This window comes from Streptosporangium sp. NPDC049376 (genome assembly GCF_044466505.1).
Taxonomy (GTDB): Bacteria; Actinomycetota; Actinomycetes; order Streptosporangiales; family Streptosporangiaceae; genus Streptosporangium.
Map to the genome: position 1 here is coordinate 284,708 of NZ_JBITMT010000006.1, position 20,059 is coordinate 304,766.

The 20,059-nt window shown below is 73.2% G+C and carries 18 protein-coding genes; 5 read left to right on the forward strand and 13 right to left on the reverse strand.

Annotation, left to right across the window (positions count from 1 at the left end; all coding sequences use genetic code 11):
* Positions 1–8 precede the first annotated feature (8 nt).
* Genes pcaC through ACIBVQ_RS19310 form a run of 6 tightly spaced genes read right to left on the reverse strand, consistent with a single transcriptional unit; the run spans position 9 to position 6,014 of the window.
* Positions 9–1,142, reverse strand: a complete 1,134-nt coding sequence (gene pcaC, locus ACIBVQ_RS19285) for a 4-carboxymuconolactone decarboxylase (protein ID WP_399178894.1) — start codon at positions 1,140–1,142, stop codon at positions 9–11.
* Positions 1,139–2,461 carry a lyase family protein gene (locus ACIBVQ_RS19290; RefSeq protein WP_399178896.1) on the reverse strand — a complete coding sequence of 441 codons (1,323 nt, stop codon included), beginning with the start codon at positions 2,459–2,461 and terminating at the stop codon, positions 1,139–1,141. Before ACIBVQ_RS19290 ends, pcaC begins: the two co-directional genes overlap by 4 nt.
* Positions 2,451–2,954 (reverse strand): protocatechuate 3,4-dioxygenase subunit alpha, encoded by a 504-nt coding sequence (pcaG, locus tag ACIBVQ_RS19295; RefSeq protein WP_352012671.1) that lies wholly within the window; start codon positions 2,952–2,954, stop codon positions 2,451–2,453. Before pcaG ends, ACIBVQ_RS19290 begins: the two co-directional genes overlap by 11 nt.
* Positions 2,951–3,622: a protocatechuate 3,4-dioxygenase subunit beta gene (gene pcaH / locus ACIBVQ_RS19300; RefSeq protein WP_362917032.1), complete on the reverse strand. Its 672-nt coding sequence runs from the start codon at positions 3,620–3,622 to the stop codon at positions 2,951–2,953. Before pcaH ends, pcaG begins: the two co-directional genes overlap by 4 nt.
* Complete coding sequence (locus ACIBVQ_RS19305; RefSeq protein ID WP_386189040.1) at positions 3,619–4,806, reverse strand: thiolase family protein; 1,188 nt, start codon at positions 4,804–4,806, stop codon at positions 3,619–3,621. The genes pcaH and ACIBVQ_RS19305 overlap by 4 nt, the downstream gene beginning before the upstream one ends.
* Positions 4,803–6,014 (reverse strand): 4-hydroxybenzoate 3-monooxygenase, encoded by a 1,212-nt coding sequence (locus ACIBVQ_RS19310; RefSeq protein WP_399178899.1) that lies wholly within the window; start codon positions 6,012–6,014, stop codon positions 4,803–4,805. Before ACIBVQ_RS19310 ends, ACIBVQ_RS19305 begins: the two co-directional genes overlap by 4 nt.
* 155 nt (positions 6,015–6,169) lie before the next feature.
* On the opposite strand from ACIBVQ_RS19310, the gene ACIBVQ_RS19315 reads away from it, so the two are divergent.
* The gene (locus ACIBVQ_RS19315; RefSeq protein ID WP_352012675.1) at positions 6,170–6,901 is read left to right on the forward strand and encodes an IclR family transcriptional regulator; all 732 of its coding nucleotides are present in this window, start codon (positions 6,170–6,172) and stop codon (positions 6,899–6,901) included.
* Positions 6,902–6,927: 26 nt separating this feature from the next.
* On the opposite strand, the gene ACIBVQ_RS19320 is transcribed toward ACIBVQ_RS19315, so the two are convergent.
* The gene (locus tag ACIBVQ_RS19320) at positions 6,928–9,153 is read right to left on the reverse strand and encodes a SpoIIE family protein phosphatase (RefSeq protein ID WP_362917040.1); all 2,226 of its coding nucleotides are present in this window, start codon (positions 9,151–9,153) and stop codon (positions 6,928–6,930) included.
* Between the two features lie 453 nt (positions 9,154–9,606).
* On the opposite strand from ACIBVQ_RS19320, the gene ACIBVQ_RS19325 reads away from it, so the two are divergent.
* Positions 9,607–10,812 carry a cytochrome P450 gene (locus ACIBVQ_RS19325; RefSeq protein ID WP_399178902.1) on the forward strand — a complete coding sequence of 402 codons (1,206 nt, stop codon included), beginning with the start codon at positions 9,607–9,609 and terminating at the stop codon, positions 10,810–10,812.
* Here the strand turns inward: ACIBVQ_RS19325 and ACIBVQ_RS19330 are convergent.
* The 3 genes from ACIBVQ_RS19330 to ACIBVQ_RS19340 all read right to left on the reverse strand — a co-directional run bounded on the left by ACIBVQ_RS19330 (position 10,802) and on the right by ACIBVQ_RS19340 (position 14,664).
* Positions 10,802–12,625 (reverse strand): SelB C-terminal domain-containing protein, encoded by a 1,824-nt coding sequence (locus ACIBVQ_RS19330; protein ID WP_399178904.1) that lies wholly within the window; start codon positions 12,623–12,625, stop codon positions 10,802–10,804. The genes ACIBVQ_RS19325 and ACIBVQ_RS19330 overlap by 11 nt on opposite strands.
* Positions 12,625–13,914, reverse strand: a complete 1,290-nt coding sequence (selA, locus tag ACIBVQ_RS19335; protein WP_399178906.1) for an L-seryl-tRNA(Sec) selenium transferase — start codon at positions 13,912–13,914, stop codon at positions 12,625–12,627. Before selA ends, ACIBVQ_RS19330 begins: the two co-directional genes overlap by 1 nt.
* Positions 13,915–14,169: 255 nt before the next feature.
* Positions 14,170–14,664: a hypothetical protein gene (locus tag ACIBVQ_RS19340; protein ID WP_399178908.1), complete on the reverse strand. Its 495-nt coding sequence runs from the start codon at positions 14,662–14,664 to the stop codon at positions 14,170–14,172.
* 415 nt (positions 14,665–15,079) lie between these two features.
* On the opposite strand from ACIBVQ_RS19340, the gene ACIBVQ_RS19345 reads away from it, so the two are divergent.
* Entirely contained in the window at positions 15,080–15,463 is a 384-nt protein-coding gene (locus ACIBVQ_RS19345) for a hypothetical protein (RefSeq protein ID WP_399178910.1), read from the forward strand.
* Positions 15,464–15,516: 53 nt separating this feature from the next.
* Here ACIBVQ_RS19345 and ACIBVQ_RS19350 read toward each other — a convergent pair whose 3' ends face one another.
* The 3 genes from ACIBVQ_RS19350 to ACIBVQ_RS19360 form a co-directional block, all read right to left on the reverse strand.
* Positions 15,517–16,182, reverse strand: a complete 666-nt coding sequence (locus ACIBVQ_RS19350; RefSeq protein ID WP_399178912.1) for a MarC family protein — start codon at positions 16,180–16,182, stop codon at positions 15,517–15,519.
* A 28-nt stretch (positions 16,183–16,210) separates the two neighbouring features.
* Positions 16,211–17,488, reverse strand: a complete 1,278-nt coding sequence (locus ACIBVQ_RS19355) for an arginine deiminase (protein ID WP_362917054.1) — start codon at positions 17,486–17,488, stop codon at positions 16,211–16,213.
* Positions 17,489–17,635: 147 nt separating this feature from the next.
* Positions 17,636–18,205 (reverse strand): TetR/AcrR family transcriptional regulator, encoded by a 570-nt coding sequence (locus tag ACIBVQ_RS19360; protein WP_362772049.1) that lies wholly within the window; start codon positions 18,203–18,205, stop codon positions 17,636–17,638.
* 84 nt (positions 18,206–18,289) lie between these two features.
* Here ACIBVQ_RS19360 and ACIBVQ_RS19365 point away from each other — a divergent pair, with 84 nt between their 5' ends.
* Both ACIBVQ_RS19365 and ACIBVQ_RS19370 read left to right on the forward strand, forming a co-directional pair.
* Positions 18,290–18,688, forward strand: coding sequence for a nuclear transport factor 2 family protein (locus ACIBVQ_RS19365; protein ID WP_362917058.1), 399 nt, complete (start codon positions 18,290–18,292; stop codon positions 18,686–18,688).
* Positions 18,685–19,692 (forward strand): NAD(P)-dependent alcohol dehydrogenase, encoded by a 1,008-nt coding sequence (locus ACIBVQ_RS19370; protein ID WP_399178915.1) that lies wholly within the window; start codon positions 18,685–18,687, stop codon positions 19,690–19,692. Before ACIBVQ_RS19365 ends, ACIBVQ_RS19370 begins: the two co-directional genes overlap by 4 nt.
* The last annotated feature ends 367 nt before the right edge of the window (positions 19,693–20,059 follow it).

The window sequence follows — 20,059 nt, forward strand, 5'->3', positions numbered from 1 at the left end:
GGGCCAGGTCAGAGCACCCCGACCTCGTCCAGGGTCCGCTGCGCCACGGCGAAGGCGGCGTTGGCCGCGGGCACCCCGCAGTAGACGGCGCTCTGCAGCAGCACCTCCTTGATCTCGTCGGGGGTCAGTCCGTTGCGCAGGGCCGCGCGGACGTGCATGGCCAGCTCCTCCAGGTGGCCTCCGGCGACGAGGGCGGTCAGGGTGACGCAGCTGCGGGTACGGCGGTCCAGCCCGGGACGGTTCCAGATCCCGTCCCAGGCGTAGCGGGTGATGAACTCCTGGAAGTCACGGGTGAAGCCGGTGGTCGCGGCCTCGGCGCGGTCGACGTGCGCGTCCCCGAGCACCCGCCGCCTGGTCCTGGCCCCCTCGGCGGCGCGTTCGCCGCCGAGGTGGCGGACGATCGCCGCGGTGACCTCCTCCGGCCGTTCGACGCCCGCCAGGTGGGAGGCGCCTGGCACGACCGTGAGCAGCGCGCCGGGAATGCCGGAGGCGAGGGTGAGGGCGTGCGCCAGGGGCGTCGCCGGGTCGTCCGCGCCCGCGACGACCAGGGTCGGCGCGGCGACCGCGCCCAGCTCACCGGTGAGGTCGTAGTCCGCCAGCGCCTCGCAGCAGGCGGCGTAGGAGCCCGCGTCCACCCCGTACGGCATCCGCCGCACCTCGGTGACGGCCTCAATGACAGCCTCGGTGCCGGTCTCGGGGGCGCTGAACCAGCGGGCGGGCAGCACGTCGGCCAGCGGTTTCATGCCGTCCCGCCGTACGGCGTGCGCCCGCTCGTGCCACGGTCCCGGCTCGCCGAAGCGGGCGGAGCTGCAGCACAGCACCAGGTGGCTGACCCGCTCGGGGGCCGTGACGGCGACGGTCGCGGCGACGGCGCCGCCGAGGGAGATGCCGCCGACCGCGAACCTGTCGGCCTTCTCCTGGGTGGCCAGGGCGAGCACGGCGTCGGCGAGCAGGCCGACGGTGACCTCGCTCACGGGCGCCGAGCCGCCGTGACCCGGCAGGTCGTAGCGGAGCACCCGCCAGGAGGCGGTCAGCGCCTCCATCTGCGGGTCCCACACGTGCAGGGTGGTGCCCAGCGAGGGGCCGAGCACCAGCAGCGGCGCCCAGGCGGGCCCGTCGACGCGGTGGCTGAGGATCGTCAAGACTGCTCCCGGTAGGCGGTCAGAACTCGGTCGATGAGGGGTTGCGCCGCCCCGAGGTAGCCCGCGGGGTCGAACGCCTCCTCGGGGACCTCCCCCGCGAGCGTCCGCCGGAGTGGGCCCTCCTGCGCCGCCGCCCGGTCGAGCCGGTCCCTGCCGAGCAGGGCGGCCAGGCGTTCGGAGACGACGCGGTCGCCGGTGAGGTCCAGGTTGGCGCGCATCCGCTCAGGGAAGACCCGCAGCCCGGCGAGCAGTTCCGCGGTGGTCGCGGCGGCGCCGCCGGTCAGCCGCAGGCACTCGCGCGTCGCGTGCCACTCGGCCTGCCAGGCGCCCGCGGCCCGCTCGTGCTCGGCCAGCTGCGCCGAGGCCAGGAGCTGGCCGTACACCGGGATCTGCAGGGCCGCGGAGCGCACGAGCACCGCCAGCGCGGGGTTGCGTTTGTGCGGCATCGCCGAGGAGCCTCCCGTGGAGGACTCGGCGACCTCGCCGACCTCCGTCTGGGCGAGCATGATCACGTCGAGGGCCGTCTTGCCGAGGGCGCCGGAGGTCTGGGTGAGGGCCGCGCCCAGCTCTGCGACCGGTGACCGTTCCGCGTGCCAGGGCACCGGCGGCGCGGCCAGCCCGAGTTCCTCGGCGAACAGCGCGGGCAGCGCCGGGTCGCCGCCGAGCGCGGCCAGGGTGCCCGCGGCCCCGCCGAGCTGGGCGGGCGTGCGCAGGTCCCGCAGCCGTGCCCGTGCGGCGAGCAGGCCGGACAGCCATCCCGCCGCCTTCAGGCCGAAGGTCGTCGGCACGGCGTGCTGGCCGAGTGTCCTGGCCGCCGTCAGCGTGTGGCGGTGGGTCTCGGCGAGCCCGGCGAGGGTGGCCATGGCCCGGTCGAGGTCGGCGCCGATGATCCCGATCGTGTCCCGGCAGACGAGCATGGCGGCGCTGTCGAGGATGTCCTGGCTGGTGGCGCCGTGGTGGACGTACCGCGCAGCCCCGATGGCTGCCCCGGTGGCCGTCTCCGCGACGGCCCGGCGCAGTTCGGCGACCAGCGGCACGACGGGGTTGGCCGACTGTCTGCCCCGCAGGGCGAGGTCCGCGGGGTCCGGGGTGAGCGCGCCCGCGACCCGGCCGATCACCGCCGCCGCCTCCGGCGGCACCGTGCCCGCGCGGGCCTGGGCGCGGGCCAGCGCCGCCTCCGCCGTCAGCATGGCGCGCAGCCACGCGCGATCCGAGGTGGCCGCCTCGGCCGCCGTGCCCGCCCTGACCGGGCTCAGCAGGCCGGTGTCCTGCTCGGAGCCCGAAGCGGGGCCGGAACTCAAGGAAGGGTCAGAACTCAAGGAAGACCGTCTCCCCTTCCCCTTGGAGCCTCACGTCGAAACGGTAGCCCCCCTCCCCGTCGGGCTCGGCGATCAGGGTGGCCCTGCGCGCGGGGTCGAGCGCGTCGAGCAGCGGGTCGGGGCCGTCCTGGAGGTAGACGCGGGTGGCGACGGAGCGCAGCAGCCCCCTGGCGAAGACCAGCATCGCCAGGTACGGCCCGGCGGGCCTGGCGGTGCGGAACCGGTAGGACCCGTCGGCGTCCGTCGGGCAGCGCCCGAAGCCGGAGACGCCCTCACCCGCGCGGTCCAGCGCCCTTCTGGTACCCGTCTCGCCGAGCCACAGTTCGAGCATGGCGTCGGGCACGGGCTCGCCCGCCCCGTCGAGCACCCGCCCGGTGACGGTGATCGCCCCGGGGTGCCCCTCCGCGACCAGGTCGGGCCCCTGGGGGTAGGGCAGCGCGTAGCCGAAGAACGGCCCCACGGTCTGCGACGGGGTCGGTGGCACGGCGCTCACTGCTCCTCCGTCGGGGTGCGGCCGAGGACGATGTCGAACCGGTAGCCGAGCGCCCACTCGGGTTCGGTGACGTCCAGGTCGAAGTGGGCGACGAGCCGCTCGCGGGCGGCCGGGTCGGGGATGGACCGCATGATCGGGTCGTAGGGGAACAGCGGGTCGCCGGGGAAGTACATCTGGGTGACCAGGCGCTGGGTGAACGCGGTGCCGAAGACGGAGAAGTGGATGTGCGCGGGCCGCCAGGCGTTGTGGTGGTTGCGCCACGGGTAGGCGCCCGGCTTGATCGAGACGAACCGGTAGCGGCCCTGCTCGTCGGTCATGCACCGCCCCGCGCCGGTGAAGTTGGGGTCGAGCGGCGCGGGGTGCTGGTCGCGCTGGTGCGCGTAGCGCCCGGCGGCGTTGGCCTGCCAGACCTCCAGCAGGGTGCCGGGGACGGGCCTGCCGGCCGAGTCGAGGATCCGGCCGGTGACGATGATCCGCTCACCGATCGGCTCGCCCGCGTGGTGGCGGGTCAGGTCGGCGTCCAGTTCTCCGATCTCGTCGTGCCCGAAGACCGGGCCGGTCAGCTCGACGGCGTCCGGGTCGGCGCGGAAGGCGACCGGTGGCCTGGACGGCGCCCGCAGCACGCTGCTGCGGTAGTCCGGGCTCAGATAGGGAGGGTGGTGGGTCATGACCCTTCTGTTCCTTCCAGGACGAGCGCGAGTCCCTGTCCGACGCCGATGCAGAGCGTGGCCACGCCGTACCCGCCGGTCCTGGAGAGACGGTGGGCCAGGGTGCCCGCGAGCCTGGCTCCCGAGCAGCCGAGCGGGTGGCCGATCGCGATGGCGCCGCCCGCGGGGTTGACGAGTTCCGGGTCGAGGCCGGGCCATTCGGCCATGCAGGCCAGGACCTGGGCGGCGAAGGCCTCGTTGAGCTCCACGGTCGCCAGGTCGCCCAGGGAGAGTTTCGCCCTGTCCAGCGCCTTGGCGACCGCGTGCACCGGGCCGATGCCGAAGCTGACCGGGTCGACGCCCGCCGCGCCGGTCGAGACCACCCTGGCCAGGGGGCGCAGGCCGTGCTCGGCCAGTCCCTCGGCGTCGGTGACCAGCAGGGCCGCCGCCCCGTCGTTGAGCGGGGAGGAGTTGCCCGCGGTGATGGTGCCCTCCGCGGTGAAGGCGGGCCTGAGCCTGGCCAGCCCCTGCGGGGAGGTGTCGGGGCGGATGGACTCGTCTGCGGTCAGGTCGCTGCCCTCGACGAGCGCGGTCTCCGCCTCCAGCGCCCCCGTCCGCCACGCCCGGTCCGCCAGCCGGTGGCTGCGCGCGGCGTACTCGTCCTGGGCCTCACGGGTGACGCCGTAGCGGGCGGCGAGCGTCTCGGTGGCCTCGCCGAGGGAGACCGTCCAGCGGTCCGGCATCCTGGGGTTGACCAGCCGCCAGCCGAGCGTGGTCGAGTGGAGCTGTTCGTGGCCGCGCGGGTAGGCCCGTTCCGGTTTGGGCAGCACCCAGGGGGCACGGCTCATGGACTCGACGCCGCCCGCCACGACGAGGGAGGCGTCGCCGACGGCGACCGCCCTGGCGGCCTGGATCACCGCCTCCAGGCCCGAGGCGCACAGCCGGTTGACCGTGGCGCCGGGCACCGTGACGGGCAGCCCGGCCAGCAGCGCCGCCATCCGGCCCACGTTGCGGTTGTCCTCGCCCGCCCCGTTGGCCGCGCCGAGGACGACGTCGTCGATCCTGGCGGGGTCAAGGCCCGGGGAACGGTCGAGCAGCGCCCTGACGACCCCGGCGGCCAGGTCGTCGGGACGGACCGAGGCGAGGGCCCCGCCGTACCGGCCGATCGGGGTGCGGACGGCGTCCGCGATGTAGACGTCCTTCACAGTGTTCGTGCTCCTGTCGTTTCCGGGAGGTCACGCTCGTACGGCAGGCCGACGTAGTTCTCCGCCAGCGTGGTCGCCGCGGCCTCGGAGGAGGTCACGTAGTCCAGGTGGGAGATCTGCAGCCGCCGCCCGTAGGCGTCGTCGGTGTCGAAGGTGTGCAGCAGCGTCGTCATCCACCAGGAGAAGTGCTGCGCCCGCCAGACCCGCCTCAGGCAGGTCTCCGAGTAGGCGTCGAGCAGGTCGTCCGAGCCGGTGGCGTACCGGTGCGCCAGCGCCTCGGTCAGCACCCGCACGTCGGCGACCGCGAGGTTGAGGCCCTTGGCGCCGGTCGGGGGGACGATGTGCGCGGCGTCGCCCGCCAGGAACAGGTTGCCGTGGCGCATGGGCTCGGCCACGAAGCTCCGCATGGGCGTCACGCCCTTCTCCAGGATCTCCCCGGTGGTCAGGGTGAAGCCGGGCACCGTCTCAAGACGGGCGCGCAGTTCGGCCCAGATCCGCTCGTCCGGCCAGTCCGCGATGTCCTCCCCCGCGGGGACCTGCAGGTAGAAGCGGCTGATCTCGGGGGTGCGCATGCTGTGCAGGGCGAAACCGCGCTCGTTCCAGGCGTAGATCAGCTCCTCGGCGGACGGCACGGCCCTGGCCAGGACGCCGAGCCAGGCGAAGGGGTAGTCCCGTTCGTGGACGGTGAGCTCCCCTTCGGGGACACTCGCCCGGGACACGCCGTGGAAGCCGTCGCAGCCCGCGATCACGTCGCAGTCGAGCCGCCCCCCGTCGAAGGTCAGGTAGGGGGCGTCGGTCCCGGCGTCGCGCACGGCCACGTCGCCGACCTCGAAGCGGATGTCGCCGCCCGCGGCGAGACGGGCGGCGATGAGGTCCTTGACGACCTCCTGCTGGCCGTACACGGTGATGGCGCGGCCGGGGACCAGCCGTTCGAAGGCCACCCGGTGGCCCGCGCCGCCGTAGCGCAGCTCGATGCCGTGGTGGACGAGGCCCTCCCTGACGAGGCGGTCACCGACCCCGGCGGCGACGAGGGTGTCGACCGTCCCCTGTTCGAGCACCCCGGCCCTGACCCGCCGTTCGACGTGGTCGCGGCTGCGGCGTTCCAGCACCACCGAGTCGATGCCGCGCAGGTGCAGCAGGTGGGACAGGAGCAGCCCGGCGGGCCCCGCTCCGATGATCCCGACCTGTGTCCGCTGGGGATGAGTCATGGGGAGAGCATCGTGGACCCGGCGCGGAAAACCGAGCCCCGCCTTCCACTGGACGGAAGACAGGGGGGAGGATTGTCCTTGGGGGCGCCTTCCGTGCGGGCGCCCCGGGACAGGGGGACGTGATGGCCGGGGGGTCGCGGGAGCCGGGACGTTCGGTGACGTCGAAGGTCCTGGCGATCCTGGGCGCCTTCGACACCGGCCACCCCCATCTCAGCCTCTCGGAGGTCTCCCGGCGCAGCGGGGTACCGCTGGCGACCGCGCACCGCCTCGTGGGCGAGCTGGTCGCCTGGCAGGCGCTGAGCCGTACGGCAGACGGCCGCCTGCGGATCGGGCTGCGGCTGTGGGAGCTCGGCCAGCTCGCGCCGGGCAGGCTGCAGGAGGTCGCCCATCCGTGGCTGCAGGAGCTCTACGCCGACACCGGTGAGAACGTGCACCTGGCCGTGCGGGACGGCCTTGAGGTGCTCTACGTCGACAAACTGCACGGCAGGCGGGCCGTGCGGCTGGTCTCCAGGACGGGAGGCCGGCTGCCGATGCATCCGACGGGGGTCGGCAAGGCCCTGCTGGCCCACGAGCCCGAGTGGTTCCAGGCCGCCTATCTGGGGCGTGAGCTCGAACGGCCGACTCCGCGCACGATCGTCGAGCCGGGGCGGCTGGCCCGGGAACTGGCCACGGTGCGCGCCCAGGGGTACGCGTTGACGTTCGAGGAGATGAGCCTGGGCTCCTGCTCCGCGGCGGCGCCGGTGCTCGTCGACGGCCACGCGGTCGCCGCCGTCGGGATCGTTCTGTCCTCCCGGCGGGCCAGAGGACTGCAACGCCTGGTCGAGCCGCTGCTCAGGGTGACCGCGGGGATCGCCCGCTCCTACTCCGGGATCCCCCCGCAGGACTGAACCCCGCGCGCGCCACGGCGAGACGGTCACCCCAGGACCACCCTGGTCCCGCCGGGGGTCCCGCCCGGGTACGGCCCGGCGGCCAGGCGCAGCAGCAGGAGCGCGATGTCGTCGCTGCGGTGGCTGGTCTGCTGGGCGTGCCTGATCAGGGTGCTCGCCACCTCCTCCAGGGGGCGTTCCCCGACGCGTTCGAGTTCGGCGGCCAGGTCGGCGAGCGCCTCGTCGATGTCGACGCCGGGGGTCTCGACCAGGCCGTCGGTGTAGAGGGCCAGCGTCGAGCCGGGCTCCAGCGGGATCTCGGTGTGCGGGTAGTCAACGGAGTGGTCGATGCCCAGCAGCAGCCCGCCGGGGACCTCGACCACCTGTACCCGGCCGTCCGGCAGGCGCATCAGCGGCTGGGGGTGCCCGGCGCGGGCCAGGCAGGCCAGGTTCCGGCGCAGATCGAGCCGCAGGTAGACGCAGCTGGCGAACAGGCCTGGGTCCAGGTCGACCAGGAGGTGGTTGGTGCGGGCCAGGACCTCGCCGGGGTCGGCGCCTGCGGTGGCGTAGGCGCGAACCGCCGTGCGCACCTGCCCCATGAGGGCCGCCGCGGTGACGTTGTGCCCCTGGACGTCGCCGACGACGGCGGCGACGGTGTCGTCGGCGAGGCCGATGACGTCGTAGAAGTCGCCTCCGATGTCCATGTCCTCGGTGCCGGGCAGGTAGCGGGCCGCGGCGCTCAGCCGGGGCAGCCGGGGAAGGGCGTGCGGGAGCAGGCTCTGCTGCAGGGCGTGGGCGAGTTCCAGCTTGGCGTCGTAGAGGCGGGCCCGTTCGAGGGCCTGGGCGATCAGGCCGCCGAGCGCGGTCAGCAGGGCGCGTTCCTCGACGGTGAAACGGTGGTTCCTGGCGAAGGCGAGCACGCAGGTGCCGACGGACCGTCCCGAGGCGATCAGCGGCAGGAACGCCCAGGAGGCCATGCCGTCGTCCACGGCGACCTCCGGGCCGTAGACCTCGTCCAACTCCTCCTGGGAGCCGAAGAAGCTGGGCACCCCGGTGACCATGGTCCGCACGCTCGGGGTCGGCGAGGTCAGCGGGAGGCCGTCGTAGTGCTCCCTGAGGTGGGGCGGGTAGCCGCGGTCGCCGACGACGCTCATCCTGCCGTCCTCGGCGACCATCAGCGCCATCCCGTCACCGCCGAAGGCGGGCATGAGCCGGTTGGCGACCAGGTCGACCACGTCCTGCACGCTGGCGGCCTTGGTGAGCGTGCTGGCCAGATGGAGGATGTGGTAGAGGGCGCCGACCCTGGTCGGGAGGGTCAGGCCGGCCTCGGCGACGGGGCCCGGCGAGCCGGTCTCCAGGGGCTGGACGGGCATGTCCGCCGCCTCGACCATGGCCGGGGAGATGCGCATGGTCACCCCGTTGAGCGCCGGGTAGAGCTCGAAGGACAGCCAGCGGTCGGGCGGGCGCAGCGCGACGAACGAGGCGGCCTGCTGGCTGATCATGGCCGCGCGGTAGCGGTCCTCGTAGACGGGGTCGTTCAGCCAGGGCACCCGGGTCCACGGGTGGGAGCCGAGCAGCCGGGCCGGGAGCATGCCGAGCAGCGCGGCGGCCCGAGGGGTGACGAAGGTGACGCGGCCTCCCGCGTCGAGCCCGCAGATGCCCTCGGGCAGACGGTCGGCGACCGCCGCGATCACCTCGGCGGGCTGCATGCTGGGGGCGGGCAGCACGCGCGGTTCCAGGCCGGGGCGCAGCCTGCGGCCCTGCCTGTCGGCCTCCTCAAGCCCCCGCGCCATCTCCGCGGCGGCGCGCAGAAGGCGTTCGCGCTCGTCCTCGGACAGCTCGCACGAGTGCGTGCCCGCCCACAGGGCGAACATCCCCCCGTAGACGGTGCCATGGACGGCGCCGGAGACGGTCGCGGCGCCGAGCAGCGGCACCGCGGCGAGGGAGAACTCGTACGGCATGACCAGCGCCGCCCCCGGGTAGACGCGGGCCATCTCCTTCTCGTCGCCGACCCACACCAGCCGCCGGTGGCGGATCGCGTCGGTGACCGGCATGGGCATGGCCATGCTCATCCGCTCCCAGGGGCGGATGAAGTCGCGGGGCGCCCCCTTCATCACCGCGAGTTCCAGCACGTCGGCGTCCGGCGCCAGCAGGTAGACCGCGCCCAGGTGGGCTCCCACGCTCTCCAGGGCCTTGACCAGGTCGTCGGCGAGCGCGTCGAGGCCGCTCCGCGGGGAACGGCCTTCGAGGAAGGTGGGGTACTCGGGCACCATCAGCGCCTCATCTCCGGCGCCCGGCCCGCGGACGGCCGCGCTCCTGGGCCGTGCCCGCCGTCACGTGCCGGTCCGCCCGCCCTTGGCGGACGGACGGGAGGGAAAGCCGCGCCATCCAATAACACGCCTTAATCCGCATATATGGACGATACTCCCCTTGACCAGGGGGTTTGGAGAGGCGCATTCCCAAGCTTGCCCCTGCCCGCTGTTTTTGCGGCCCGCCGACGATGTCCTGACGCCGCAACGAACCTCCGGCGACGCGCCATTCCAAAGAATGGAACGCGTTTACCAGATATGGCGCGGTTCACATGGTCCACGTGGCCATACCTACAGATATGGTCAAAAAAGAATCATGGTACGAAAAATCATGAGATCGCACTATCCATCGCCCCGCCGTACGGCGAGGCGTCCGACAGCGGTTCCGCCGCCGAACCCAGGGGGTGCCCTCCGTCCATGGACGAACCCGTCAACGACCACACCGGCCCCGACGACCTGCCGAGGCTGCCCTTCGACCGGCGGGACCCGCTCGACGTCCCGGCGGCGTACCGCGCGTTGCAGGCCGATGAGCCGGTGGCCCGGGTGCGCACCGCGACCGGCGACGTCGCCTGGCTGGTCTCCGGCTACGAGGAGGCCAGGCAGGCCTTCGCCGACCGGAGACTCGGCCGTTCCGCGCCCGACCCCGACCGGGCGGCCAGGATCTCCAACTCGGTGATCCTCGGCGGCCCGATCGGCGACATCGAGACCGAGAAGACCCAGCACGAGCGGATGCGCAGGCTGCTCACCCCCGCCTTCTCCGCCCGGAGGATGGCCGCCCTGGCCCCCCACGTCCAGGAGCTGGTGGACGGCCTGCTCGACCGGATGGCCGAGGGGCCGCGCCCGGCCGACCTGCGGCAGGTGCTCTCCCTGCCGCTGCCCGTACTCGTGATCTGCGAGCTGCTCGGCGTGCCGTACGGCGACCGCGAGCACTTCAGGGCGCTGGCCGAGACGATGACGGACCTGACGGACCGGGAGCGCTCGGCCGCCGCCCTGACCGAGCTCGGCGAGTACACCAGGAAGATCATCGGCGCCAAGCGGGAGAACCCGGCCGGTGACGTGTTCTCCGACCTCGCGACCATGGACGCGCCCGACGAGGAGATCGCCACGCTCGCCGCCGGGCTGCTGTTCGCCGGACACGAGACGACCGTCAACCGGATCGACTACGGCGTACTGCTGCTGCTGACCAACCCCGGGCAGCGGGACGCCCTGATCGCCGACCCCTCACTGGTGAACACGGCCGTCGAGGAGATCCTGCGGGTGGCCGCGCCGGGCAACCACGGCATGCCCCGCTACGCGCACGAGGACGTGACCGTCGGAGGGGTCACGATCAGGCGCGGCGAGGCGGTGGTCATCAGCACGACGGCGGCCAACCGTGACGCGCGGGTCTTCGCCGACCCCGACCGCTTCGACGTCTCCCGGGACACCGACGATCCGCACCTGGCCTTCGGCTACGCCGCCCGCTACTGCATCGGGGCGAGCCTGGCCAGGATCGAGCTGCGCGCGGTCTTCGGCACGCTGTTCCAGCGCTTCCCCACACTGGCGCTCGCCGTGCCCGCCGAGGAGCTCGTCACGCGGGAGAACTCGCTCACCGGCGGCTTCGAAGGCATCCCCGTCACCTGGTAGCGGTCACCGGGCAACGGCGGTTGACCTCGTCGAGCCGTTCGGTGAGGCCGCCGCGGTCGAGGTGTTCGAGCAGGGGCACCGCGACCCGGCGGCTGGTGTCCAGGGCCTGCCTGGCCTGGCTGACCGTGAAGGGCTGGGGCAGGCGGGCCAGCAGCCGCGCCGCCGCCGTGTCGGCGCCGGGCAGCAGCACGATCCCCTCGGCGATCCGCAGCAGCATCCCCGCCCGTACGGCCGCCGCCAGCTCCCTGGGGCCCAGCCCCAGCTCCGCCAGGCGGCCCGCCTCGGGCGCGAGGAACGGCCTGGCGGACAGTTCGGCGCGCAGCCGGGAGACCGCGCGGGCGACCGGCTCCGGCAGGCCCGGGGGCGGCCCGCTCACGATCCGCCCGCCCGTGACGGCCAGCGGCGGCCGTACCAGGGCGGCGACCAGCCTCCGGTCGGGCAGGCCGAGCGCGTTCCTGGCCGCCTCGACCGGCATCCCCGGCTCAAGCGGACGCCCGGCCGCGTGCCGTGCCACCGTCTCCGCCAGCCGTTCGCCCAGCCACGACCAGTGGGCGGGGTCGGCGTACCAGTCGCCGCACACGGGCTCGCCCTCCGGGACGCACCCCATGGCCAGCAGGTCCGCCCCGCGCAGCAGCCGGTGTGTGCGCAGCAGTTCCCCCGCACCGGGCACCGTCACCGCCCGCCCCGTGCCCGCCTGCCCCGTGCCCGCCAGTTCGGCCGCCCGCAGGCGCGCGGCGCCCCTGCGGCGCAGCGCGGGCGGGCGCACGTCGAGCACGCTCGCCCCGGCGAGCACCCGCACCGCGGCTCCATCCCCCCCGACGCCCTGCCCCGTGGCCCTGCCCGGGTCGCGCAACAGCAGCACGTCCCCCACGTGCAACGGCAGCGGCCCGGCCAGGCGCAGCCGTACGAGACCGTCGCCGAGCGGCCTGACCGCGCACACCACGGCCGCCGAGCCGATGTGCGCGGTCAGCCTGCCCGGCAGGACGCTCTCCTCGCCCGTGCCCCCCACCGGCGAGAGCCGTACGTCGGCCAGGTCGGTCATGGTCCACGCGCCGGGGGTGAACAGCGCCCGGCCCCGCTCCGGGGCGCCGCCGCGCAGGTTGACCGCGACCCTGGCCACACCGGTCACCGAGGTCACCGGCTCCTTCAGGCACTCCAGTGCCCGCACCCGGGCGAGGCCGCCGCCCAGCGCCAGTTCGTCCCCGACGGTCACCCGGCCCGCGGGCAGCGTCCCGGTCACGACCGTGCCGCTGCCGCGCACGCTGAAGACCCGGTCGATCCACAGCCGCACCGGCGCCTCGGGGTCGGGCGCGGGCAGCCGGGAGACCAGCCGGTCGAGTGCCTGCCTCAACGCGCCGAGCCCCTGCCCCGTGTGCCCGCTCACCGTCAGCGCCTCGACCCCGGTCAGGCCCGCCGCCGCGAGTCTGGCCCCGGCCTCCTCCACCACCGGTGCGGCGTCGGCCAGGTCGGCGCGGGTCACCGCGAGCACGCCGTGCCGTACGCCGAGGGCCTCAAGCGCGACGAGGTGCTCCTGCGACTGCGGCATCCAGCCCTCGTCGGCGGCGACCACGAACATCACCGCCGGAACCGGCCCGACCCCCGCCAGCATCGTGCCGAGGAAACGCTCGTGCCCCGGGACGTCCACGAAGGCCAGGCGTTCCCCGGAGGGCAGCGTCGTCCAGGCGTATCCCAGCTCGATCGTCAGCCCCCTGCGCCGTTCCTCGGCCAGCCGGTCGGGCTCCATCCCGGTGAGGGCGCGCACCAGAGTGGACTTGCCGTGGTCCACGTGGCCCGCCGTGGCGACGACCTGCATCAGCCGACCGCCCCGAGGACCGCGCGGGCCACGTCGCCGTCCCGCTCCCCGGGGACGGCCCTGAGGTCGAGCAGCAGCCGCCCCGCCTCGATCCGCCCGACGACGGGCGGCTCACCGGTCCGCAACGGTACGGCCAGCCACTCGGGCAGGCTCACCGCGGCGCTCGGCAGCCTCACGCCGGGGGCGCCTCCCCCGCCGACGGTGGCCAGGCTCGGCACGGCGACGGCGTCGATCCCGGCCCCCGACAGCTTCTCGGCGAGCACCCGGGCACGGGCGCTCAGCGTGGCCGGGTCCGCGCGCAGCGCCCCGAGCACCGGGGGCTCGGGGCCGCGCAGCGTCGCCTCAAGGGCGGCGAGCGTCGTCTTACCGACCCGCAACGCGCGGGCCAGCGGGTGCCGCCGGCAGCGTTCGACCAGGTCGGGGCAGCCGAGCAGCAGACCGGCCTGCGGCCCGCCGAGCAGCTTGTCGGCGCTCGCGGTGACCAGGCCCGCCCCGGCGGCGAGCGCGCTCGCCGCGTCCGGCTCCTGCGGCAGCAGCCGTTCCCCGGTGAGCAGCCCGGAGCCGATGTCGGCCACGACGGGCACCCCCAGGCGGGTCAGCTCCCCCACCCCGACGGAGCCGGTGAAGCCCTCGACGCGGAAGTTCGACGGGTGCACCTTGAGCACGAAGCCCGTCTCCCGCCCCACGGCCCGCTCGTAGTCGGCGTAGACGGTGCGGTTGGTCGTGCCCACCTCACGCAGCCTCGCACCGGTCGAGACGAGCAGGTCGGGGATGCGGAAGCCGTCCCCGATCTCCACCAGCTCACCCCTGCTGATCACGATCTCCCGGCCCGCCGCCAGCGCGGTCGCCGCCAGCACCAGGGCCGCGGCGTTGTTGTTGACCACGTGCGCGTCCCGCGCGCCGGGCACCGCGGCGACGAGCGCGTCCAGGGCGCCCCGTCCCCTGCGGGCCCTGGCCCCGCTCGCCAGGTCGAACTCCACGTCGGTGTATCCGGCGGCGGCCGTCGCCGCCTCGGCCGCGGCCCGGGACAGCGGCGCCCTGCCGAGGTTGGTGTGAACGATCACGCCGGTCATGTTGAGCACGGGCCGCAGGCTCGCCGCGTACGGCGGAAGCCCCTCCACGGCCGCGTCCGCGACCCGCTCCGGCTCGATCCCGCCCTGCCGGGCCCGTGACTGCGCCCGGACGACCGCCTCCTTGACGACCGTTCTTCCCAGCCGGCCCTCGGCCGCGACGAGCCGGGGGTCGGCGAGCACGGCGTCGGTACGCGGCACACGCCGACGTTGGTCCATCTCCCGACCATAGGTCGCGAACATACCGAAGCCGAAGCCGACGGGCCGTTGAGTCCGCTTTGGGACGGTGAACGTTTCACCACGACATACAGGTTTCGCCTTCTACGAAACCATCAGAAAATGCCGTCCCTTTTGACGTTGTTCGCTTTCCTGCGGGATATCGGCGGCGAACGGCCCGTCCCGATGGGGCGAATCCGGAGTCCTGCCGGGAACATCCCTCCCCGGCCAGCGGGCGTCCTCCGGGGCGGCCCCTCGTCAGGGCAGAACCAGCTCCCGCACCTTGACCGCGACCAGCGCGCCGGTGTACTCGACCCGGACCGGGATCCTGTCCTTCAGCAGTTTCCGCAGGTGGGCCGAGGAACACTTCCTGGTGCCGTAGGCGCTCCTGTCGGAGGTGTCGTACGGATAACCGGCCGAGGGCCTGCCGCACGTCCTGTTCACCTGGCGGAAGTCCAGCCTCCCGGTGTAACGGATCGTGAGAGGGGCTCCGGCCTTCCTGCCCAGTTCCCACGCGAGCAGGCCGCTCTCCCCCACCTGGCCGCGGACGGCCCTGCGCGGGGTGATCGAGAAGGCCGAGTTCCCCGCCCGTACGGCCCAGCCGTACACGACCCTGTTCCCGGCGTGCCCGGCGTTCCCCGCGTCCGGCGCGGCGGCCTGGGCCGCCCGGGTCGTGAGCTGGGCGGTGGCGGGCGGGACCACGGTGAACAGGACGGCGAGGCCGGTGGCCGCGCCGAGCAAGACCGATCTCATCTCTCTCCTCGTCATGATCCCGGCACCCGGCCGTCGAGCCGGACGCCGGAGGGCTGTCCTTGGGACCTACGGGTGCTCACGCGTGAAAGGCACCGGGCCGGGCACCCCGGGAGGCCGGTGAACCCACGCATCGTCTGACAGACCCCGCCCCGGAAAAGTTCTGAACACCGATGAATCATGTTTTTTCGGGCGTCGTTTTCTCCTGACGACGACGGCCCGCATCCCGCGTGACGGGCCCGGCCGCCGTTCCGCCAAGCATGTCCGCGTGGGTACGCGACGATCGATCCAGCCTGCCGGAGACCCGCGGTACAGCCCGCGCCACCGTCCCGCCCCGCCGTACGTCGGGAAGGGCATGAACCTTCCACGGCGCGGGAGCGACGAACCAGGTGACCGATCCCCGAGACGGAGGCCGCCGATGTCAGCACCTTCAGCCCCGGGAACACGCCTGAGACTCCTCGGCGTGCTCCTTCTCGGCGTCGCGGTGGGGGTGGCGCTGTCCCTCGCGGCGAGCCTGCCCCGCTCCGAGGTGCTCCACCGTGACGCCCAACCGGCCACCGTGGCGTACGACGACGGCTCGGCGCACCTTCTGGCGCTGGTCCGCAGGAGCACCCTGCTGGGAGAGTCCCACGAGATCTTCGTCGGCCGGGACCCCGGTCTCTCCTACGGCCACCGGGTGGGCCTCGGGGCGTTCGCCGCCTCGGTACGGACGACCGAGTGGACGGACGCCGGGGTGCGGGTGTTCTTCGACACCGGGCACGAGTTGTTCGTCCCCGCCCGCTCCTTCGTCGGCGGCCGGTGACCCCGGACGGCCACCGCCCGAGACCGCCCGAGACCACAGGCGGCTCCGGGCGGTCAGCGGCCGAGGCGGGCGGTGACGAGGTCGGTGAAGCCGTTGGCGAGCAGGATGACGGCGATCGCGGTCAGCAGGATGCCCGCCACCCGGTCCAGGAGCATCGCCCCCTTGAGCGAGATGCGCCGCTGGACGTGCCCCGACAGGTAGAGCGTCAGCCCGGTGACCGCGGCGAAGCACAGTGCGGCGACCGACAGGGCGAGCTTGTCCCGCACGGTCGAGGCCTCCGCCGAGGCCGCGACGCCGAAGGCGAAGGTGGTGCCGCCCACGGTCAGCGGGAAGCTGAGCGGGGTGAAGAGGATCGACTTGGGGTCCGGCGGGGGCTCGGGCGAGGGCGCGATCTCCATCGTCTCCTGTTCCTGGAGCCTTTCCAGCTCCTCGACGGCTCCGGCCTTTCCGCGCATCAGCGGGATGGCGGCGTACGCCAGGGCGATGCCTCCGGTGGCGGTCAGCGCGGCGGTGCTGATGCCCAGCAGCTTGAGCAGCGGTTCCCCGACCCACAGGGCCGCCAGGACGAACACGGCGACGTTGAGGGCCAGCCCGGCCGCCAGCCGGTTGACCTGGCCGCCGCCGTACGGCCGGACGATCGGCAGGTAGGACGCCAGGGCCGCGACCGGGCTGTAGAGGCCGAACAGCGCCAGGAACAACACCAGTGCCGGATGCGTCATCGCGGTCCTTCCCGAGAGGCTCTCGTGGTCAGACCGGGTCGCGCAGGATCGGGCAGGTCATGCAGTGCCCGCCTCCCCTGCCCTTGCCCAGTTCGAACCCCTCGATCTCGATCACCTCGACGCCGTGCTCACGCAGTTTGCGGTTGGTGAACTCGTTCTTGTGGTACCCGACCACGACCCCGGGCTCCAGGGCGACGAAGTTGCTGCCGCTGTCCCACTGCTCCCTGGCCCGCTGGTAGTCGTCGCCCCCGGTGGGAATGATGTCCAGTTTGCCGATCCCGAGGGCGTCCTCGAACGCGGCGGCCAGGCCCGGCTCGCGGTGGACCCGTACGGCGGTGCCCCGTCTGTCGGCGGGCCGCAGCGAGTGGACCTCGGCGTTCTCGACGACCGGCGGGTATCCGGTCGCCTTGTCGACGTCGAGCAGCGTGAAGACCGTGTCCAGGTGCATGTAGGAGCGGCTCGGCGGGATCTTGACCGCCAGCACCCGGGTCGCGGCCCCGGCGGTGAACAGCTCCTTCGCCAGGTGCTCGACCATGACGGGGCTGGTGCGTTCGCTGACGCCGACGGCGACGACGCCGTTGCCGATGGGCATCATGTCGCCGCCCTCCATGCAGGCGTGCCCGAAGTCCTCCTCGTCGAAGCGGCCGTCGTCGCCCATCGGGGGGTACCAGTAGGCGAAGCCGTCGTCGGCGAACATCGGGTGGAAGTGGTAGACGATGCTCTGGTTGATCGTCTCAAGCCGCCGGGCGTGGTAGTAGAGCGGGTTGAGCGAGACGCCGCCGTACAGCCAGGCCGAGGGGTCGCGCTGGTAGAGGGAGTTGGGCAGCGGCGGCAGGATGAACGCCCCCCGCTCGGCCATCGCGGCGACCAGGGAGCGCGCGTCGAAGCCCTCACGCCCGGCCTGCACGGCGGCGGCGAACTCCTCCTTGGTCAGCCCGCCGATCAGGTGTTCGGCGAGTCTGGCCCCGCTCCACGAGGCGAGTTCCGAGCGGACCTCGTCGACGAGGGACGGCCCGACGGTCAGGTGGGTGACCGTGCGCTCGACCGCGTGCCGTTTCGCCTCGGGGGCGGCTTCGAGCGCCTCGGCGAGCAGTTCCTGGTGGTAGAACACCTCGATGCCCCGCCCGCGCATCATCTCGACGAACGCGTCGTGTTCGATCTGGGCGCGGCCGACCCAGAGCACGTCGTCGTAGAGCAGCTCGTCCTTGTTGACCGGGGTCAGCCGTTTCAGGCTCAGGTCGGGCCGGTGCACGATCACCTGCCGCAGCGTGCCGACCTCGGAGTGGACCCCGTACCTCGTGCTCACCGTGTCCCCCTGTCGCTGCCGGTCGCCGTCGGCAACTGCCGGTCGCCGTCGAAGTGGCCGTTCGCGCCACGGCGAACTAACGGGGGACAAACCACAACATCTCCCATCGTTCCCCTGCTTCCCCCAGGGCAACCACAGGGGACCGGGTCAGTTCCCGGCGTCGAGGACGTACCCGGCCAGCTCACGCGCGGAGGCCGCGGGGCCCGTTCCCGGCCTGGTCGCCCCCGCCGCGAGAACACCGTCCACGAGCAGGAGAAGCTGGCCGGCGGCGTGCTCGGGCCGACGGTGTCCCAGCCTGACCAGTTCGTCCTCGAACAACCCGCGCACCCGTTCGCGGTAGTCGCGGGTCACGGCGTGGGCGGGATGACCGGGGTCGGCCAGCGCGAGGTCGGCGGCCAGGTAACGGCACCCCCGGAAGTCCGGCCTGCCGACGATCTCGGCGAGCCGGTCGAAGACGGCCAGCAGCCGGGCGCGGGGATCCTCCCCCGCCGCCCGCATCGTCCGCCGGTAGTCCTCCTCGTCCTCGGCGGTGGTGCGCCGCAGCACCTCGGCGATCAGCCCGTCCTTGCCGCCAAAGTGCTCATACAGCGAGCGGCGCGCCACGTTCGCGGCCTTCAGCAGGGCGTCGACGCCCACCCCGACCCCCTGGGTGTAGGTCAGCTCCCCGGCCGCCTCCAGGAGACGTTCGCGGGGGCCGGGTCCGGTTCGTGTCGTCATGGGGACAGCATTCCACCGGTTGACGAGTAGAACAACCGGTCGATATAAACTTGTAGACCGAACGTTCTATCTCAAGGAGTCACATTGTCAGTCCGGACCACGGCCGAGGTCGTCGACCGCTTCAACCAGGCGTTCGTCGAGCACGCCCCCGCGATCCTCGACGACCTGATCGCCGACGACTGTGTGATGGAGGCGATCCGACCGGCCCCCGACGGCGAACGCGTCGAGGGAGGCGAGGCGTGCCTGGCGTTCTGGCGGGCGCTCGCCGAGGACCGCGCCACGCAGTTCAGCCCCGAGGACGTCACGGTCGCGGGGGACCGCGCGACGATCCGCTGGCGTTACCGATACGGCGACGGCCCCGCCGACTCGGTTCGCGGCGTCAACCTCATGCGGATCCGCGACGGGCGGATCGTCGAGGCCCTTGGCTACGGCAAGACCGGTGCCCCGGTGCCCCTGGCGACCGACGGCGAGGTCCCGGCGTGACGATCCGCAGCTACCACCTCGACAGCGGCGCCGGGCTCGCGAGCCTGAAGGTCAGGGAGCACCCGGACCCGGTCCCCGGACCCGGGCAGGTCGCGGTCGCCGTACGCGCGACGTCGCTGAGCTTCCGCGAGCTGATGATCCTGCGCGGCGACTACGTGCTGCCGGTGAAGCCGGACGTGATCCCGCTGTCCGACGGGGCGGGAGACGTCGTGGCCGTCGGCGCGGGGGTCGATCCCCGGCGGGTCGGCGAACGCGTCATGGCCACGTTGTTCCCCAGCTGGCAGGACGGCCCGTTCGGCCTGGAGCACCTGCCGCAGCGCGGCGGCTCCCTGGACGGCATGCTCACCGAGGTCGCCCTGGTCGAGGAGGAGTCCCTGGTACCGATCCCCCGTCACCTGTCCTACGAGGAGGCCGCGACGCTCCCCTGCGCCGCGGTCACCGCGTGGAACGCCCTGACCGGCATGGGCGGACCGCACCCCGGTCAGACGGTGGTGACGCAGGGCTCCGGCGGAATCTCGCTGTTCGCCCTGCGGTTCGCCAAGGCGCTCGGTGCCCGGGTGATCGCCACGACCAGCGGCCCGGAGAAGGCGGCCCGCCTGCTCGATCTCGGTGCGGACGAGGTCGTCGACTACCGGGCCGTCCCCGACTGGCCCGCCGGGGTCCGCGAGCTGACCGGCGGCCGGGGCGCCGAGCACGTCATCGACGTCACCGGTCAGCTGGAGCGGTCGCTCAGGGCGGCGGCCATGGCGGGGCAGGTGGCCTGTGTGGGCTTCGTCTCCGGCACCGCCGCCCCGATCGACCCACGCCTGCTGTTCGCCTCCGGCGCCACCGTGCGTCCCGTCGCGGTCGGCAGCCGGGCCCAGTTCCTCGCCATGAACGAGGTCATCGAGGCCAACGGCCTCCGCCCGCTCATCGACAGCGTCTTCCCCTTCGGCAAGGCCCACGACGCCTACCGCCACTACGCCTCGGGCAGGGCCTTCGGCAAGGTCGTCATCACCGTCTGACCTCGGTCCGTCCGGGATGACGAGCTTCCTCCGTCTCGCCGACGTCGTCTCGGACACCGCCCGCCCCGCCACCGGTCAAAACGCCAGGCGGCCGGCACGCGGAAATCGACCACACCGCGATCTCCTCACTCGATTGCGCTCCATGACAATGATTGTGCGCTTATCGACAATGAGCGCGGGCCTCACCTCTCGTAAGATGCCCGTGAATCGAGCTTCAGAAGGCGGTGACAAGGCCGAAAAATTGATTACGTCCAATCCGGAACGGCGACGCCCGGATATCGGTTCCCATGACGTCACGGAATCCCGCTCCAAAACCTCGGAATCGACCGGCCGAGGTCCGGTGAACACTGGACGGACCCCGGTACCC